Source organism: Emticicia sp. W12TSBA100-4 (assembly GCF_040253585.1).
Classification (GTDB): Bacteria; Bacteroidota; Bacteroidia; order Cytophagales; family Spirosomataceae; genus Emticicia.
Window position 1 is genome coordinate 1 of sequence record NZ_JBELAU010000030.1, and the last position, 16,529, is coordinate 16,529.

A 16,529-nucleotide genomic window follows, 5' to 3' on the forward strand; every position below is an offset into this window, starting at 1 on the left:
AAAAAGTATCCGTTTTTTTTGTGACTTTACCAGGAGCATACAAGGGCGATAGCTCACATCGTAACTTGGCCATTGTGATTGAACTGAGCTGTGTCACACCAGGAACGACACAAAAAAAAACCGTCACAATTGGACGGCTTTTCTGAAAACTTTCTAAAATTTATTTAACCTAATCATAAACTGAGCCTAACCACACTCGTAAAACGCCCGAATGTTCTTATGTCGTATTTTTTATTATTTATAGAAAACTCATGCACTTTTTCGGCATCAACTTTAGCAAAAGCATCTAAGGCAAGTACAAGGGCTTCATTTCCTTTTATTTTGTAAGCTATCAAGACCGATTTATCATGGAAAGATTGAGTAGGAAGCGTAACGAACTGCCACTCGCTTGAATGGTCTATAATATCTTTATTCATGCTTACCGAATAAACGCCCGACATTACCCAGTCAATGGCTTTCATGGGTTGTGCTGGATATTTAGCCAGTACTTCGTCATGTTTCAACGGTAAATCATTCATGTTTAAGTCTTTAGCCCCCCAGCCCCAAAAACGTTTGTCGTTATCCCAGTAGTTAGGGTCAGACCAAACATCAATCCCGTCACCAATGGCCACAGACCAAACGCCCCAGTTAAATGCAACGGAGGGAAACACTTTTGGCTTTACCTGAGCGAAATAAGTACCATCAGCCGATTCTACTTTTACACGGCCAATATCAAAACCCGATATGAACTCCATATCGAACCATGTATTTGCAAGTATCGTTTTATTCGGATTGAATTTTCGGTGCATCATCAACTCGAAAAGATAATGATGTAAAATTCCTTCTTCAATCGGGTAATTCATGTAGCCGCCTATCATGGCTATTTCGGCATACTTTGCATAGGTAAAATCTACGCTAACATCATCGTTAAATTTTTTTTGGAACTGTTCGAGAGTGCCATTAAAAGTAAGCAAATCCGAATAATTATGGTTTAAGCCCTGAAATTTTGGCCGTCCCAACGATAAGCCATTGACAGCATACATACCAAGTTTGGCAGTATGTTCGTGGTTTTTCCAGTATTCAAGACATTTAATTATTTTATCCTGACGAACATTAAAACGATTTCCAACGTGTTCCCAATTCAATAGCACAACGTTTGCCCAACGGCACGGGTAATATACCCTTTCGATGAACGAATTTAGCAAAGCATCTGCATCAACATTTTCGCACCATTTATCCATTTCGGCTTTTGTTGATGTATAGGCCGACGGACAGCCTAAATCAGTCAACCACTCATCAGAAACAAAAACAAAACCATTTTTATCGGTGCGACCTTTTACGGCCGTGACACCTTTTCGCAAATAATTATAAACCCCGATTTCACGCTTCGGGGTTGGTTGCATTACTACGGTCTTATTTGCAGGTAAACTAAAATCGGGGAACTTCAAATCGAAGTCCATTAAATTGTATTCAAGAGAGGTATTATATCCTTTTGGTTTGATAAAATATGTTTTATTGCCTTCTTTCCAAATATCTCGACCTTTGATAGAAATATAGTTTTGATTCCAATCTTTGTAGGTGTAAATATTCTCACCTTGATTCATTTCTATCGGTGCGAAGTCATAGCCCTGCATATTGGTTATCGTTCCTTTTTTGTCAGAGACATTTACCCAGTCGGCCGCTTCTATCAAGTATCGGGCTTTTGGATAGTTTAAAGGTTTCGGAAAAGCAACCGTAGAGATTTCGGACAAAGGAGTATTGACCACCTTAGAAAAAACAGAATTTGTTGTATCTGTTTTAACTGTACGAATATTTTTCTGAGCGGCTTCTATACTGTTTTTTAAGCCATCGAATCTGATAAAACCTTTTAGCCCCATATCAAAGGCCGAAAAGTTATAGGCATAGACACCATCGGCAGTAAAGGCCGAATTTTTGCCTTGATAAACAACGCCTACCGAATCATTTCGGACAAAAAGCACGTAAACTTTTTCGGTTTCATCTACCGCAAAAATCTTTTTTTCTTGGGCTACGACCGATAACGAAAGCAGCAATAGCAAAATTAGTTTTTTCATAATATGTAATTATTAGTATTGATTTTATAAGGGTCGTATTCGTCACCGTTTGAAGAAATATTCAAAACTTTTTCAACGTAACCATACGGTTCGACAATTACGTTTAAATCTCCTTCACCATTAGTAGCTCTGATAAACCCAGCCGTTACGGAGTGACGAGTATTTGACTTATTTCGATACCAAAAGGTATAAGAGCCATCAATCAGATATTTTTTATAAGCATCGAAATGGTTATTGCCACGGTCAATAGGATTATTAAAATTGCCAAATGGTTTAAATTCAGAAGCCCAGTTATCAACCCATTTGTAATAATCATTACCTTTTTGTGAGCGTTGATTAACATCAAAAAAATTTGGATGAAAACCGCCAATGGTATCCAAAAGATGAACTATTTCCTCGCCAGATGAATTTTTAAGACCATATTCACAATGAGCAAAAGCATTCATAGGAGTAGTTTCAACAGGCGTACAAACACGGCAATGTGAGGGAAAATGAACGAATGTATAAGAATTACCTTGCGGTTTATCGGGAAATGATTTTCCGTTTGATTTTTCAACAAAACGAAAATCAGAGCCACTGCCAGTAGCACTACTAATGGCTGTGCTACTATTGTTGGTGGTGCTACTGTTGGCGGTGCTACTGTTGGCGGTGCTATTGTTAGCGGTGCTATTGTTGGCGGTGCTATTGTTGGCGGTGCTATTGTTGGCGGTGCTACTGTTGGCGGTGCTATTGTTGGCGGTGCTACTGTTATTAGTATGTACACTAACAGTACCAACAGTAAAGAGATTATAAAAAGCGTATTTTTTCAATGGATTAACCGTAGATTTCCCATTGATAAAAGCCCAAATTGACTGCCAATCTTGCTCGAAAAAGTAATAGACCACAAATCCAATTGTGGTCATTACAGAAAAAAATATAAAGGCTTTGAAGGTTTTCATAAGCATTGTAGGTTATAAAACTAAATACGGATATAATTAATTATTATTTAGTTGTTTCCACGTTGAGCCATCAAAGCCCCACCAACCTTTAGAAGGAAATGTTGCGTTTGTGTTGGTAACGTATAATATTAGACCTTCTTCGGGAGAAGCAATAGAACTTGCTTGTGTAGCGGTCAATCTTGTAGGCAGAATATTATCAGATAAAATAGAAACGACTCTATAATTTGAAAACCCTGTTGAATTACCTTCTACAATATACACACAATTATTTCTAAGAGTAGTTATACCAGTACCATCAGGCATTAATAAACTTTGGTTAGTCTGCCAGTTATAAGATGAATTATTTCGGTTATAAATAGTAAGCTTTATATTTGCGACAGGATTAGGCAATAAAATAGTACGATTTGCGGTAATATTAGGCAATCTTAATTTTATATCACCAACGACGTTACTTACTGTATAATTTGCGTCGGTTACATCAGTATAAGAATCGGTATTAATTCTTATATCGCCATCAAAAACAGGACTTCTTAATTTATTCGACAAAAAGCCTGTGAATGTAGAATTAGAAATCACAATATTGTTGTTATTTAGATAGGCAAAAATATCTTTGCCCCCTATATTTTTATCTTCCCAAGAATCCCAACCATCAATTTTTACGTTTTGATTATTATTGAGAAAGAAAAAAATATTGCTAAAATATCTCGAATGAATTTGACGGATGTTAATTGAATTGCAAGAGGTTAATTTTATAGCAGATTCATTATGAACGTACTCAAAATGAATGCCTTGAATAGTAGAAGCACGGCAACCAATAAGATTAATACAACTACTCCCTGTCAATGTGGCATCAGTTTCCACAGGATTCCAGAAGACTCCTTCGCTTATCATAGTTGTAGTACCGTATTTTATGGTAATCCCTTCATTAGCCCCATCAAGTGGGTCGTGAAAAGTAAATCGAGAAATTATAGAGGCATCTGTCATGTATAACCTCATAAATCCCTTTGTTGAGTTATGAGAATTGACATTTTGTATTAACCACTGGTCACAGTAGTTATCCATATTGTTAGCGTCAGCGTCAGGCTGAAAAATCAAATAATCGAATCCAGTTGTACCACAATCTTTGACGGTAGCACTTTGAGTACGAAACGCTTTTATAAGCGTCATTCCTGTATTATATCCCCCACCTGTTTTTTCGACACGAATACCTTGAACACCTATTATAGAGAACCTTGCATATAACTGAGGGAATGGAAGTGAAGCGGTGGAGTCAGCTTTGTAATTAATACGAAAAACATCTCCTCTTGTTTGCCGATAAATAGCAGAACTTTTGATTTGTCCGCCTACATTGTAGCCGCCATTGCCTTTAATAGTGACTGACTCGCTGTATATTGGATTAATATATACAGTTCCGTTTATTAAGGTTTTATCATTAATAATTACAACCCCACCGCCAAGTTCAATAGCATAATTCACAGCTTTTTGTACGGCCTCCGTTGCATCTGTACCTGTTTTTGTAACGCTATTCCAATCATGCAATGCACCAAACCATTCGGGGAAAACCTCTTTATTATAGATTTGACGTTCCCAATATATATCAGAAGAAACCCTTTGAATTGTACCAGCAAAAGAACCTCCGTTTGAAATTTTATTATGATTGAGTTGTGTTATTCTTTTCCACGTTGAGCCATCAAAATCGGCAATATTGGCATCTGTAAAGGTTTGTAATTCTGATATAGAAGAAACGACGTGTTTTTTACTATTGACAAAAGAACGAATAGAGTTTAAAAAGAATTTTTGAAGTGTAGAAACGGGTAAAGAACGCTTTACACTAACACCATTTCGTTCCGTGGGTTGCAAATAATAGTCATTTTGTTTTTCGGTCAATTCACCTTCATTAACGATAATTTGAGCGTTACCAGCAGCTAACCAAAAAAAGAAAATAATTAGAGAAAATAGCTTTTTCATAGATATAATTAAGATTTGATTTTATAGATATAATTAAGATTTGATTTTATAAATATAATTAAGATTTGATTTTACCGAATAAGAAACCAGCACCGATTTTACAAAAATCAAAAAAGGCTCGTTTATAACGTCCTTTTGGTACTATTACAAGTTTATTATTTCTTTGCCGAACGGTGAATAATTTTTCGACTGTATCCCATCGAGATTGATAGTAGGCTGCCGATTCACGAGTTTCTTTGAGAGAAACAATTAATGAAGCATTGAGCGAAGAAAGCCGAACAGAATCGGCACGAAGTAATGCGATTTTCTGACGAGCATATTTGAGTTCTGTCAAGCTATCTTTAAGTTTGTTGGCATTACTTACGAACTCGGTCACTATGTTTAGGCTGTCTTGATAAGTCGGAATTGATTGCCCGCATATTTTCGAGCAATGAAGTGTTCCGATTATTAAGCAAGTCACGCTGACGAGCAATTTCAGTTTTTTCATGTTGGAGTATAGAGTTTAGGTTTTGAAGTTTTGATATACTATCTTTCAGAATCACTACACTATCAATGGCTGGCGTTGCTTGAGATGAAATAGAATCCGAATCAAGGAAATATAGAAAAGAGGCAAGAGCCACGAGCAAGACACCGATAGTGAGCATTTTAAAATTAACTTTCATAATCAATTTTCTTTAATTGGTCTTATTTTACCAGTTTCTACAAAATCTTCAATTTTATCGGTGATAAAAGTCGGTGTTTTCACTCCAGTTTCATTGAGGTTTGCTTTTGTGCTTAATATTTCAACACCAGCGATAAAAAGATAAGTCACAGAGATAGGAAAGTGTAGCCAATCAATAGAAAAGAACGTTTCTTTTGAGCCTATACTACTGACAACCATTAAACACAACACATACATACAAATAAGCCAAATTGCATAGCCTATACATTTGTTTTGGGTTTTTTCTCTCAAAACAGACTTTGAGAATTCATTTTTAAATTTAGCCCGACGAACACCCGACCAAGTGTTTACGGCAACTAAAATGATTATTGAGGGTAACATTATCACATCAAGTTCCCATCTTTTCAAAAGGAACTCCCAGCACAATGCTAAAATAGAAGATACACCGACTATATCCTTATGGTCAGGTACGAGTAAAAGAACGTTTTTCAAAGCGGTTAATGGTTTCATGTGAGTTTGACAAATTGAGTACCGTTTATAAAATCTTTTTGGGAGTGTAGTTTTAAAAGTTCAGACCATGTTCGGCCAAATGTTTTTTGGAAGTGTGGTAAATCTTTATTTGTTTTCCAGTCACCGCCCCATTCAAAACCATATACCTTGAATACTTCGACAACTTCCATCCAGTCAGCTTCCTTATCTGCATCGAAATCGCCAGTTGTAGAAAACTCGGCTTTTGGAGCATTTTTATGAATCAAAACAATATCAAATGCAAGCCCGTAATTATGGAAAGATTGACCAGCTTTTGCCCAAGTTACGATGCCTTGACGAACACCGTTTTTAAATAAAATACTGCGACCTAATTTGTACAGTTCAGTTTGTTCATCGAATGTACGGGTAACATAAGCAAGTCTTAAAAAGACATCACCCGTCAATTGGTCTGATGCTTGCATAAAAGCTTTACGCAATACTTCACGAATTAAAGGGTGAGCCGTTTCAATTCTTTTAAGGCTTATTTGGTCGTAGTTTGTTGAAGACATTAGTACACAATGTTTTTGGCATCTTTATAATATTTAGCAACCGATTTTTGTGGATTGCCTTTTTGCCCGTCTTTGTGAGCCAACTCAAAAGCCGTTTTATTTAATTTGGCGAATTTATTTTGAGCTGCTTTTAATTTTGGGCTTTTAGTGGTGCGTTTATCGGGAGTACGTCCACCTGACTTTGAAGATTTTGATGATTTCTTTGCCATATTAGTAAAAATAAAATGTGATTAAGATTTGATTGTTACGACCTGAAAACTCACGATTTATATTGAGCTTCTAAAGTTTTTAATTTTTGTTGCCATGCGAAATAATAAGCAAATTCGGCAAATACTATAATTGAGAGTAAGGCAATAATAATTTTAGTACCAGTTTTCATTTTAAGCAGTTTTTTTGCATTGACACTCAGTTTTTTCACGAGAATACCAGTAAGCACCCCCACCGATTGCAGCAATTGCAGCCACAACATCGAGGATAATTTTAGTTGACTTTTTCATCTTTTTTCAGGTAGTAGTAGAGTGTAAAAATGTTGGCCGTTATTGAGAGCAAAACCGCAATGTAGCCAACGTATTTCCAAGTTTTGTCCATAACTATTATTTTTTAGCGATTGCCCAAACAATCAAACCAACGATAACTAAACCAACACCTAACCCAATGTATAAGGCATCGTTTCTTGGGGTAGGAGTATCGTCAATTTGGCCATACTTATAAGAATCAGCCTCATACAATGGGTCGGTATTTTGTCCAGTATTTAATAAGCCGCCTATGCTGCCAATATTACTACCTGAATTACTACCCAATAATGTAGAAAAACCACCTATAAGACCTTTGCCAAAACCAGCCCATGAAGTATCAATACCTTTTTCAGCCAGTTTAATAGCACGGTCAGTATTACGCTTCGCACGCTCTACTTTTGCGTCTGCTTTTGCCTGAGCTTTAATGATTTTTGTTTTTGCTTTTGTTTCTCGGCACGATTTACTAAGACAAATACCCAAAAAATTAAGATTTTCAGGGCTTGTATAGTTATCTATGTAGGATAATTGATTTGCAGTAACCATGATTTTATTTTGTTAACCAGTTAATAAAAATTTTATGGGCTTTTGTGTAATAAACAACTCCAGTAACGCCAATTAAAGCAGCAATTAATAAAATATTAAACTTTTTTACAGGAACATTTACAAACGGAATTATATAATCAGAGAAATATAAATCAGCTTCTAAATTACGTCGATTGACAAGCCCTGAAAGTATTTTATTTTGAGAATATGCCCATTTTAAAAACTCAGTTTTGATACTTGAATCGGCTGGATTGATGTTTACTTTTTTCAATAAGGATGAACTTTTGAAACGTGGTATCCCGATATTGTAAGCTAAACTTACTAAAGCATCAAACTGATTTTGAGTTATTTTAACAGTCAATAAAGCGACAACATCTTTAGCGAAGCGTTTTGCAATTGTATTAAAAAGACTGTTTGCACGTTCGACTGTAATAGTATCACCTTTTTGAACTGGCTTACCGTTTTCATAGAAAGTATTTCCAAAACCAATAGTCCAAACACCATCTTTATTATAGGCTTGAAGTTCTAAGCCTTCACGCTTTTTAAGGAATGACAAACCATTGGCAGAAATATCCATTATCTCATTAGTTTTTTGATACCTTCAACGACTAAACCCGAAAGTGTGATTGCGGCAAAGATTGTAAGGCCGATGTAAATTATATTTGTCGGCTCGAAAGTAAGTGTAACAGACGGGTTCAAAACATTTTCGAGGATAGACTTACCGTTATTTGAGACCGTTTGAGATGTTTTATTTGAAGTCATAACAAATGAATTAATTTTGTAATTGTGAATTTAAAATTTTATTATAGACTATACGTCCTCAATACCCATAAACACCTTATTTGTTACATTGCCAATACTCTGAGCAACAGTTTGAGTAGGGTCAATTACATTGACTTTAAGAGGAATATTAACATTACTACTAACTTGATTTGCAACGAAAATCGGCTCAGTAAAGAATGCTTTTGTAATTGCGGACGTACTCAAATCGGCACCAAATGTGTTAGCTTTCTTTTTTAGATTGTTTCTAACCTGAATAATACGGGCGATAATAAGACCTATAATAGTCAATAGAATAAACCAAAAAGAAGGTTTTTTAAATAGCTTTTTCATTTCAATTTTAGAGATTTTAAGCGGTTTACGAGTTTAGCTTGAACATCACTACCATAAGCAAGCACTTCATTATAAATAACTTCTGTCATGCTTACGAATGTGAATCCCCAAAACTTATTTCCGTGATTAAGATTATACTTATTATATACGGCAGTAAGCTGGTCATTACTTAATGCTGATAGACTAATGAAAACATTTAGACGACGGTCATTTTGCGGAATGGGGCTTGTTATCCAAACCCCATCCGTAACGTCAAGAACTTTTTTTGCCCATTCGGTCGCTATTTCATCAACTGTTTTACCTGCTGTATTAGAGCCTTTTGGCCAGTCACCGAGCGACTTACCGCCATCAGGATAAGGCACAATTTTCTTTGTTTGTTGTGCTTTTGCGATACCTGCTTTTCGCCCCATAATAAATAAGAAAGCAAAAATTAAAACAGCTACAACACCCCAAACTACATTTGCATTGTTTCGAGTAAAATCAAAAACTTTTTTCATACCTCAGATTCAATTTTAGCGATACCCACTTCACGCCCGACAAAATAGATTGCTGCCATTATTGCCGTAACAATAAGAACACCTTGGAGTGGTTTAGCAAACAATGAAACAATGATAGAAGGCATAATTTTATTTTTTTACGATAACAACAATTAGAATAAGTAGAGCAATAGCACTACCGATTATCCAAGGCAATTTATTTTTAGAGATAGAAGCTTTAACCGAAGCCGTAGGTAAAAGATTGTCAAGCGTTTCTTCGATATTATAGGAAACATCATCTATTTTGACGTATAGCAATTCGGAAACTCCTAATCTTACTAATTCGATATACTTACCAGTTGAATTAGAAAACGTTTGTCCCGTTGATATGCCTACTTCTTCACTACGAAGAACGGTATCATACTCATATTCTTTTTTGGTAGATGGCTGACGATACACCGTCACAATCTTACCTTTTGCATATACTGTACCGAATTTCATACTTTACGAGCAATAAGGATGATTAAAAACAGAAAAATAAGACCAATTAAACCCCCGATATAATACATTGAAAAATCTTTTTTTACGGAATTATTCGGTTTAATACCTGCATTATTAAACTGTGAGCTTGATTTGTCAACATTTCTAACTACATTCAAACCGATAGTATTTCTAAGGATATTTAGGCCAAAATCTACCTCATTATTAGATAGATAACTTGATAAAACTCGGCTATCAGTTGGGTTTTCTATGTAAGTAACCATACTTACTTACCTTTGAAAGCCCAATAAGCAAGCCCACCAAGAACCAAAATAACACCGCCAATAATAGCAGGCATTACCCATTTTTTAGGTTCAGTTTTGCTATTTGGCGAAACGGTGTTACCATTTACGAGAGTAGAAATAGCATTACCACCAGTTGAGTTTTGAATAATAGCACCACCGACAGAAACAGTAGTTCCATTTTCAACCGCTGCAAATGGCGTATCTTTTCTAAATCTTAATTCATTTGCAATAGCAGGAAATAAAGCATTGATAGTACCTAAATTGGCATCTACTAAATCATCACTCAATTGAGAAGGACTAATAGCGTAATTTGGAACATTTGAAGCCCAGCCCGAAGTTTTGACATAAATATTACCATCATCGTGAGCGGCAGCAGCATACTTTTTCCCCGTTGTGGAATCAGTAAAAAGGAAATGTCCAAAGTGTCCATGTCCATAACCGATGTGAGTTAAAGAGCCAGATAGCCCACCAGTAAGGTTGAGCATTGTAGGTTGTTGTTTAGCCATATTTTGCAAGGCGAATTGCATTTCGGCATGAGAAGCAGTAACCATAATTTTAAGTTATTTGATTATCGTCGGATAATGAGATACGTTCGAGATTAGAAACTCTTTTGAAATGTTCGTAGGTAGTAAAAGGTAATAATGAAATTAAAGTATTGATAGCTTCACGTTCGGTATAACCTTGTTTTTCAAAAAGCATCAATGCCATTTCATCGGCTTTAAGTTCTGAGGTGGTTTGATATTCTATATGAGCGTACTCATGTAACAATACAAAAAACTTTACGTTTGCTGGTAAAGTATTCCACACAGTTTCGTTTATGTCGATGATGCCCGTTTTTGTGTTTACAGAGGCAACACTAACGGGCATCATGTCTTTACGAAAATTAAAGCCGTATATACCTTTGGCTAACATTAGTTAAGAAGCATCGTTACAGGAGAATTATTCAGAGTTGTAACGTCAGCAGCAACTTCGTTCAATACACCAGCAGGAGCAACACGACGAGCAGCAGATTTATACAATTCCATCACACGGCCGAACATTGTAGAATCTTTCATTTGCAAACCAAAGAAGAAAGTAAATGTTACTCGATTAGGAACTGAAGAAGAACCCGGCAATAAATTATATTGCAAAGCATTATCTCGTGTGAGATAAATTGACTTTGTAATATCAAATGTATTTTGGTCTGAAACTCCTTTCAGTCTATCGTCAGAAAACATAAAGAAATCATCACGAAGATTTTTCAAAGGATTGATTTTTTTCAAAATCAACGTTTGCGAAACTTGTAGCGTATCACTGAAAGTTGCACGAATTTTTGTAATCTCGGTGTTTTTCGATGCAAGATACGCCATCATATTTGCAATCGTAAGATTTGGAGTGCCTGAAGAAGCTGTCACCAATGACAAATCACCTGAATCAACAGAACCACTCGGTGTTGGTTTCAATTGACCATCGAGAATAGGAACAACAGTTCCAAGAGAACCGATAAATGTAGTTGAAATGGTACTATCAGCCCCTTTGAAAAGCACAATAGTTTGCGAAGCAGTCGAAGCGTTAGAGAGAGTAAACGTAAACTGTTCGCCTTCTAAATCTGAATCTAAGAAGAAGTTGGTAAACTGTAAGTTTGCCTTAATTAGATTTTGTTCGGCAGGTGTCAATTGTTCCATGTTTGTATTTGAGTTTTTAAAATTTTGAACGCTAACAGGTTTACCATTTGCGAAGTTTTCTAAATCGGTTACGGTTAAAGCATTCATTACTCGGCTGTCTTTTCTTCGATATTTGCAATTGTAGGTTGTTCTTTTTCTTTTCGTTTTTTCATAATAAAGATAAGAATTCCACCACCAATAACAACAGCGGCAACAGTTGAGATAATGTAACCAATATTGATTTCGCCTTTAGTAAACATTGTTTAATGATTTTATTTGTTATTAACTTTGGATTCAAATTTAGAAGAACCAAAAACTAACAAATTACATTAATAGACACACAAAAACACACCTGTACAACGATGAACAAACAAGTCTTAACAAGTCCACCCAAAACCATAAAAAAAAAGCCCTATTAAGGCTTTTTATAACAATACACAATACAATAAATTAATCAAGATAATCAAAAATTAGTTTGATTTGTTTAGGAGAGAATAAACGCTGACCGTTTTTGTAGCCTATTTTTTCGAGTTCGTCAGAAATGGGCAATAATAACCGTTTAAATTGCCGATTATTAACATTGTATTTCAATAAAATAGCTTGATATGTCCAACATTTATCCATTTGTGGAAATCGTTAATTTATAGTATTGATTAGAGTGCTTTTGTACAGCTTGCCAAACTTTTACAACATCTTCGGTATTAGGGATTTTATCAAGTTTTTCTATTTTTTCAAGTTTATCACGGGTTTTAAAAATTGTGATAAAATTAGAATAGGTCAAGACCACGGGCGGCACATTTTCTAATGCCCAAAAATTGCAAACAATATCAATTCCAAGTTGCCGACGGATACCTAAAACTTCGGCAATTTCGCTTTGTAAGTTTGGATTCATGTATGATTTTGCATCTTCGCAAATTAAAAAACAGTTTCTTACATCGGCTCTAATTGCTTTAAAAACTTTGAGGGGGTCAGGGTCATAAATACGATAAATACCTTTTGAGTTCCATCGTTTTAAATCCTTTAAAAGTATTAGAGGGATTGTTTGATATTTAGCTTCGGAACTGTAATCATAAATTAGTACACCTTTTGTTAATAACATATTTCTTACGAGTTCGCTGAGAATGTACGTAGTTTTGCCAACTCCCTGACGGCCAACAATAGTCGTCAGGGTAATTTGGCGTTTATTATCATTTTGAGATAATATTTTATCAATATCAAACATCAATTGAAGAATATTTGTTGTGTAAAACCATTACGTTTACGCTGATAAAACTTAGTTTTGTCTAAGTCTATTTTATCAAGTTTACCTATTTGGTCATAATTATAACTATTCCCGTTATAATCAATAAAAGCCAATAATGTATCTTTCATTTTGAAGATATTATTAAGACGTTCACGAGCGGTTATGATAGAATCATCAACGGGTTTAATAGTAGGAACTTCTTCAAATTTTTCAAGTTCAGCTTCATACTTAGCGATTTTTTCGGTATCACCTTTTGCGATTGCACGGTTTAGGTGAGATTTTAGCAATCCTTTGTTCATTTCGAGAATATTAATAAGGTTTATGGAAACATTTTTTTGAATTTTGCTGATAAAACGGGTTCAACACGAGCAAAGATTATGACGAGACACGTTATAGTTAAACTCATTTCAGGGCTAAAAAATGACTTTTGTCGTAGTTTCAAGATTTCTGACAAATCGTTTACTAAATCTTCGCTTTCATCTTCACTTAATGGGATACCTTCGCACATTTCCTGTAAACGTTCATATCTTTCAAGAACAGTAAGTATATCATCATCTTGGGAAATAACTTCTGTAACTCCTTGAGCTTTTGCCGTTTTTAAGTACGTGTTATGTTTACGAAGTCGACTAATATCATTAGGTTCTAAAACGAGAGATTTATAAAGAGGTCTAACCCCCATTCGTAAACCATTATCGAACAGCCTTACAAGTCGTTTTGCTTCACGCTTATAAAAATAATTGTCTCGTTTTGGCTCGGTGCTTTCTACATCGGTTTCCGTTTCAACATCTTCATTATTTTCAGGTGTATCATTTTTTAATTCACCTGAAAAATCGGAACTTACATAGTTAGCCCGAACGTCAGTATCCGAGAAGTCAAGCGTTGCTTTTTCTACGGTTTGCGATTCCTGAGCAAGAATAGCTGCAAGGTCAACTATTGGCAATTCTTTAGAAATATTATCGTTTTCGTTAATTAAGGACATTTTCGAGTTCGGTTTTAAAAATTTCGGGTACTATTACACCGCCAGCAACTTTAGCGTATCTATTGTAGATATTAATTAGATGCACAACAGCAAGACTGAAATTATCATCTTTTACAATTTTGTCTTTTGCTTTCAGCAATAGTTTTTGAATTTCGTCGGCCGTAAACGATGGCATTTTGCCTTGTATTAAAGCTTTTGAAATCTTACCAACAGGCACGAGCGACATTAAACCTTCAGCTTTTTGAATGGTTTCAAACAAATAAGTTCCTATCATAGCAGCATCTTTAATATCCTGTTCGAGTTGTGCAACTTTTGTTTCGGCCAAAGATTTAGCAGCTATTAAAGAATCTAATTGAGCCTTATTAACGGACACCATAACGGGTTTATCAGCATCAATAGCAGGAAGTGTTTCAGTTTTATCGTCCACATTTTTGGGAGCAATAACGGGTTCTGAGTTTATCATATATTTGTTAAAATGGTTATTATCTTAGTTTTTAATTCTGAAAAAGCTTTATTGTAGAAGTAACCGCTAACATTTTGTATTGAGATACCAATTTCACGAATAGTATTTTTCAATGATTTATTTTCGATGTTTAGCCTTTCTATTTCAGATTTAGCGGTTTGTAATTGCAAAACAAACTGACCATTTTCGGTTGTGCGTTGAAGGGATTCAATGAGTCGTTCTGCTGATTCTAACTTACGAAGTAAAATATTGTGGTCATTTAGTAAATCTTGATAATTATCAGGGTTTATCAATGTTTTGTTTTCTTCCAATAAGATTTGGTTTTGTTCTTTCAGTTTTAGATATGATTCTTTGAGAGCCATATCAGCAACATTTTTAACTTGGTCATTCCCAATGGATTTGTTGAGAAACCAATCATTCAAGATTTCATAACCTAATTGAGCGGCTTTAAACTGTTCCCGTGGGTCGGTAATTTCAGGATTTAACTGGATACGTCTTTGGGTTTCCTCTTTTAATGCTTTATCAATTGGTTCATTGATTTTGATTGTAAAAGGTATATTACGGCGAACACCGTACACAGCATTTCTGCCAAAGGTTTTTTTTGCGACTACATCAGACATTCGTACACGTTGTTTTGGTTTACTTTCACAAAATAAACGGGTACTATGAAGAAAATACAAATGAGTGTCTTAACAAGTCCTTAGAAGGCCAAACAAAAAAAAATCCACTCACTTTTAAAATAGTGAGCGGATTTGTATTTTAAATAAAGTAACCTTTTTTGAAGTAAAGACAAAACTTATCAAATAAAGGTATTATTGGTTGAAGTTCGGAAATGGTTGGGTAAATTCGAGGGTCGTATTTTGTTTTGGAAAGTAAATGGTTTACAATGCCGAAACTATTAAGTTTTTGAAATATATACGCTTCAAACCATCGGGCAAATAGTTCATTTCTTCTGATAAAATACTCACCTTTTTCGGTATCTCTATCAATGGCAGCCAGTAAACGGATATAGTATCCTGATTGTTTTTTATATGGTACTTTCCAAAAAATCTTTTCTAAAATATCGTTTGTTATCTTACGTAAATGTTGATTAGTACCACATGGTAAACGGCCTGTGTCGGTACTGTGTCCACCAGTTAATGAAAAGATACTATTTGATGGTTCAATATATTCACCGCCTATATAGTCGAGAAAATGACCGTATTCATGTGCAAAAGAACCCATGCCACCAGTAGCCACAAAACGAGCGAGTTTAGGTTCATCGCCACGATGATAACGAGTTATATTTATAATCTTAGACAACGGTTCGTAGTGTGCCAATGCACGGCCAACACCTCTCGCACCGAAACCGACAGATAATTCACCAAGACCTAAATATAAATCAAAACTTAAAACTTTATTAAGGTCGTATAATGCAACTATAAGACCATTCATATAATTGAATCTATCTTCATTAGTCACCCAGTTTCCGAAACCTATATCTTTTATACCAAACTTATCTTGTAATAAATTAGGGTTTGAACTAAAGGAAAGTGAGTTTGGTAGCTGCAATTTAGGACGGATAAATGACAAATAATCATCAAATCCATTAGCCCTCCAATATGTGTCCGCTCTACTATTTAGACTGATTGTTGGCGATGTAAGTATTTGTTTACTTTTTTGATTTTTCATATTGTTCAACTTCTTTAACGATTTTTTTAAGGTTATTATTCATTAATTTACGGGAAGCATCGCCACCGATAGTTCTCTCATTATCGGGCAATTTTGCTTTAGTTGGTTTTAAATTTCTGAGTTTCATATTATTGATTTTACAGTAGAGAATTATTAAAAAAAGTATGATGTAAACGACAATTTTCAACCAAATTTTTTTACAATGATATTTGCTTGATTGATATTGAAACACGAAATCTTATAAATTTCGGGTATATCCTTTTCTATTTTTGAACGCTTAAACCATCGGTATAAAGTCTTTTTTGAGATTCCATAACGGTTAGCTAATTCATCACGATTTCGTGGGAGTTTGTTATTTGTATTTTCCATGATCGAGTAGAGTTACTTTTGGCGTTGCTGCTATGTTTATATCAGGACAGTAACGCCATTTATAAAATTATTAC

At 35.1% G+C, this 16,529-nt stretch carries 29 protein-coding genes; all 29 read right to left on the reverse strand.

Features of this window, described 5'->3' with window-relative positions:
- Nucleotides 1-173: 173 nt before the first annotated feature.
- Entirely contained in the window at nt 174-2,051 is a 1,878-nt protein-coding gene (locus tag ABR854_RS24995) for a hypothetical protein (RefSeq protein WP_350268593.1), read from the reverse strand.
- Nucleotides 2,048-2,989 (reverse strand): hypothetical protein, encoded by a 942-nt coding sequence (locus tag ABR854_RS25000; RefSeq protein WP_350268594.1) that lies wholly within the window; start codon nt 2,987-2,989, stop codon nt 2,048-2,050. The genes ABR854_RS24995 and ABR854_RS25000 overlap by 4 nt, the downstream gene beginning before the upstream one ends.
- 36 nt (nt 2,990-3,025) lie before the next feature.
- Nucleotides 3,026-4,957, reverse strand: coding sequence for a phage tail-like protein (locus tag ABR854_RS25005; RefSeq protein WP_350268595.1), 1,932 nt, complete (start codon nt 4,955-4,957; stop codon nt 3,026-3,028).
- Nucleotides 4,958-5,015: 58 nt separating this feature from the next.
- Nucleotides 5,016-5,333, reverse strand: coding sequence for a hypothetical protein (locus ABR854_RS25010; RefSeq protein WP_350268596.1), 318 nt, complete (start codon nt 5,331-5,333; stop codon nt 5,016-5,018).
- Entirely contained in the window at nt 5,314-5,619 is a 306-nt protein-coding gene (locus ABR854_RS25015; protein ID WP_350268597.1) for a hypothetical protein, read from the reverse strand. The genes ABR854_RS25010 and ABR854_RS25015 overlap by 20 nt, the downstream gene beginning before the upstream one ends.
- 2 nt (nt 5,620-5,621) lie before the next feature.
- Nucleotides 5,622-6,128 carry a phage holin family protein gene (locus ABR854_RS25020; RefSeq protein WP_350268598.1) on the reverse strand — a complete coding sequence of 169 codons (507 nt, stop codon included), beginning with the start codon at nt 6,126-6,128 and terminating at the stop codon, nt 5,622-5,624.
- Entirely contained in the window at nt 6,125-6,655 is a 531-nt protein-coding gene (locus ABR854_RS25025; protein ID WP_350268599.1) for a M15 family metallopeptidase, read from the reverse strand. The genes ABR854_RS25020 and ABR854_RS25025 overlap by 4 nt, the downstream gene beginning before the upstream one ends.
- On the reverse strand, nt 6,655-6,864 hold the full coding sequence (locus ABR854_RS25030; RefSeq protein ID WP_350268600.1) for a hypothetical protein: 210 nt from the start codon (nt 6,862-6,864) through the stop codon (nt 6,655-6,657). The genes ABR854_RS25025 and ABR854_RS25030 overlap by 1 nt, the downstream gene beginning before the upstream one ends.
- A 384-nt stretch (nt 6,865-7,248) precedes the next feature.
- A complete protein-coding gene (locus ABR854_RS25035) occupies nt 7,249-7,713 on the reverse strand; it encodes a hypothetical protein (protein WP_350268601.1) in 465 nt (154 codons plus the stop codon).
- Between the two features lie 4 nt (nt 7,714-7,717).
- On the reverse strand, nt 7,718-8,290 hold the full coding sequence (locus ABR854_RS25040) for a lysozyme (RefSeq protein WP_350268602.1): 573 nt from the start codon (nt 8,288-8,290) through the stop codon (nt 7,718-7,720).
- Entirely contained in the window at nt 8,290-8,475 is a 186-nt protein-coding gene (locus tag ABR854_RS25045; protein WP_350268603.1) for a hypothetical protein, read from the reverse strand. The genes ABR854_RS25040 and ABR854_RS25045 overlap by 1 nt, the downstream gene beginning before the upstream one ends.
- Before the next feature lie 48 nt (nt 8,476-8,523).
- Nucleotides 8,524-8,826 carry a hypothetical protein gene (locus tag ABR854_RS25050; RefSeq protein WP_350268604.1) on the reverse strand — a complete coding sequence of 101 codons (303 nt, stop codon included), beginning with the start codon at nt 8,824-8,826 and terminating at the stop codon, nt 8,524-8,526.
- Nucleotides 8,823-9,323 (reverse strand): hypothetical protein, encoded by a 501-nt coding sequence (locus ABR854_RS25055; RefSeq protein WP_350268605.1) that lies wholly within the window; start codon nt 9,321-9,323, stop codon nt 8,823-8,825. Before ABR854_RS25055 ends, ABR854_RS25050 begins: the two co-directional genes overlap by 4 nt.
- Nucleotides 9,320-9,448 (reverse strand): hypothetical protein, encoded by a 129-nt coding sequence (locus ABR854_RS25060; RefSeq protein ID WP_350268606.1) that lies wholly within the window; start codon nt 9,446-9,448, stop codon nt 9,320-9,322. The genes ABR854_RS25055 and ABR854_RS25060 overlap by 4 nt, the downstream gene beginning before the upstream one ends.
- Nucleotides 9,449-9,452: 4 nt before the next feature.
- Nucleotides 9,453-9,803 (reverse strand): hypothetical protein, encoded by a 351-nt coding sequence (locus ABR854_RS25065; RefSeq protein ID WP_350268607.1) that lies wholly within the window; start codon nt 9,801-9,803, stop codon nt 9,453-9,455.
- Complete coding sequence (locus ABR854_RS25070; protein WP_350268608.1) at nt 9,800-10,066, reverse strand: hypothetical protein; 267 nt, start codon at nt 10,064-10,066, stop codon at nt 9,800-9,802. Before ABR854_RS25070 ends, ABR854_RS25065 begins: the two co-directional genes overlap by 4 nt.
- A 2-nt stretch (nt 10,067-10,068) precedes the next feature.
- Nucleotides 10,069-10,638, reverse strand: a complete 570-nt coding sequence (locus ABR854_RS25075; RefSeq protein WP_350268609.1) for a hypothetical protein — start codon at nt 10,636-10,638, stop codon at nt 10,069-10,071.
- Nucleotides 10,639-10,642: 4 nt separating this feature from the next.
- The gene (locus ABR854_RS25080) at nt 10,643-10,999 is read right to left on the reverse strand and encodes a hypothetical protein (protein ID WP_350268610.1); all 357 of its coding nucleotides are present in this window, start codon (nt 10,997-10,999) and stop codon (nt 10,643-10,645) included.
- A complete protein-coding gene (locus ABR854_RS25085; RefSeq protein WP_350268611.1) occupies nt 10,999-11,838 on the reverse strand; it encodes a hypothetical protein in 840 nt (279 codons plus the stop codon). Before ABR854_RS25085 ends, ABR854_RS25080 begins: the two co-directional genes overlap by 1 nt.
- Nucleotides 11,838-11,990 carry a hypothetical protein gene (locus ABR854_RS25090; protein WP_350268612.1) on the reverse strand — a complete coding sequence of 51 codons (153 nt, stop codon included), beginning with the start codon at nt 11,988-11,990 and terminating at the stop codon, nt 11,838-11,840. The genes ABR854_RS25085 and ABR854_RS25090 overlap by 1 nt, the downstream gene beginning before the upstream one ends.
- A gap of 190 nt (nt 11,991-12,180) precedes the next feature.
- On the reverse strand, nt 12,181-12,354 hold the full coding sequence (locus ABR854_RS25095; RefSeq protein WP_350268613.1) for a DUF4248 domain-containing protein: 174 nt from the start codon (nt 12,352-12,354) through the stop codon (nt 12,181-12,183).
- Entirely contained in the window at nt 12,347-12,952 is a 606-nt protein-coding gene (locus ABR854_RS25100; protein ID WP_350268614.1) for a hypothetical protein, read from the reverse strand. The genes ABR854_RS25095 and ABR854_RS25100 overlap by 8 nt, the downstream gene beginning before the upstream one ends.
- On the reverse strand, nt 12,952-13,272 hold the full coding sequence (locus ABR854_RS25105) for a hypothetical protein (RefSeq protein WP_350268615.1): 321 nt from the start codon (nt 13,270-13,272) through the stop codon (nt 12,952-12,954). The genes ABR854_RS25100 and ABR854_RS25105 overlap by 1 nt, the downstream gene beginning before the upstream one ends.
- Before the next feature lie 20 nt (nt 13,273-13,292).
- On the reverse strand, nt 13,293-13,952 hold the full coding sequence (locus tag ABR854_RS25110; protein ID WP_350268616.1) for a hypothetical protein: 660 nt from the start codon (nt 13,950-13,952) through the stop codon (nt 13,293-13,295).
- The gene (locus ABR854_RS25115) at nt 13,939-14,415 is read right to left on the reverse strand and encodes a hypothetical protein (RefSeq protein WP_350268617.1); all 477 of its coding nucleotides are present in this window, start codon (nt 14,413-14,415) and stop codon (nt 13,939-13,941) included. The genes ABR854_RS25110 and ABR854_RS25115 overlap by 14 nt, the downstream gene beginning before the upstream one ends.
- Entirely contained in the window at nt 14,412-15,035 is a 624-nt protein-coding gene (locus ABR854_RS25120; RefSeq protein WP_350268618.1) for a hypothetical protein, read from the reverse strand. Before ABR854_RS25120 ends, ABR854_RS25115 begins: the two co-directional genes overlap by 4 nt.
- Before the next feature lie 139 nt (nt 15,036-15,174).
- Complete coding sequence (locus ABR854_RS25125) at nt 15,175-16,086, reverse strand: LPD1 domain-containing protein (RefSeq protein ID WP_350268619.1); 912 nt, start codon at nt 16,084-16,086, stop codon at nt 15,175-15,177.
- Entirely contained in the window at nt 16,067-16,213 is a 147-nt protein-coding gene (locus ABR854_RS25130) for a hypothetical protein (RefSeq protein WP_350268620.1), read from the reverse strand. Before ABR854_RS25130 ends, ABR854_RS25125 begins: the two co-directional genes overlap by 20 nt.
- Before the next feature lie 56 nt (nt 16,214-16,269).
- Complete coding sequence (locus ABR854_RS25135) at nt 16,270-16,455, reverse strand: helix-turn-helix domain-containing protein (protein ID WP_350268621.1); 186 nt, start codon at nt 16,453-16,455, stop codon at nt 16,270-16,272.
- Between the last annotated feature and the right edge of the window lie 74 nt (nt 16,456-16,529).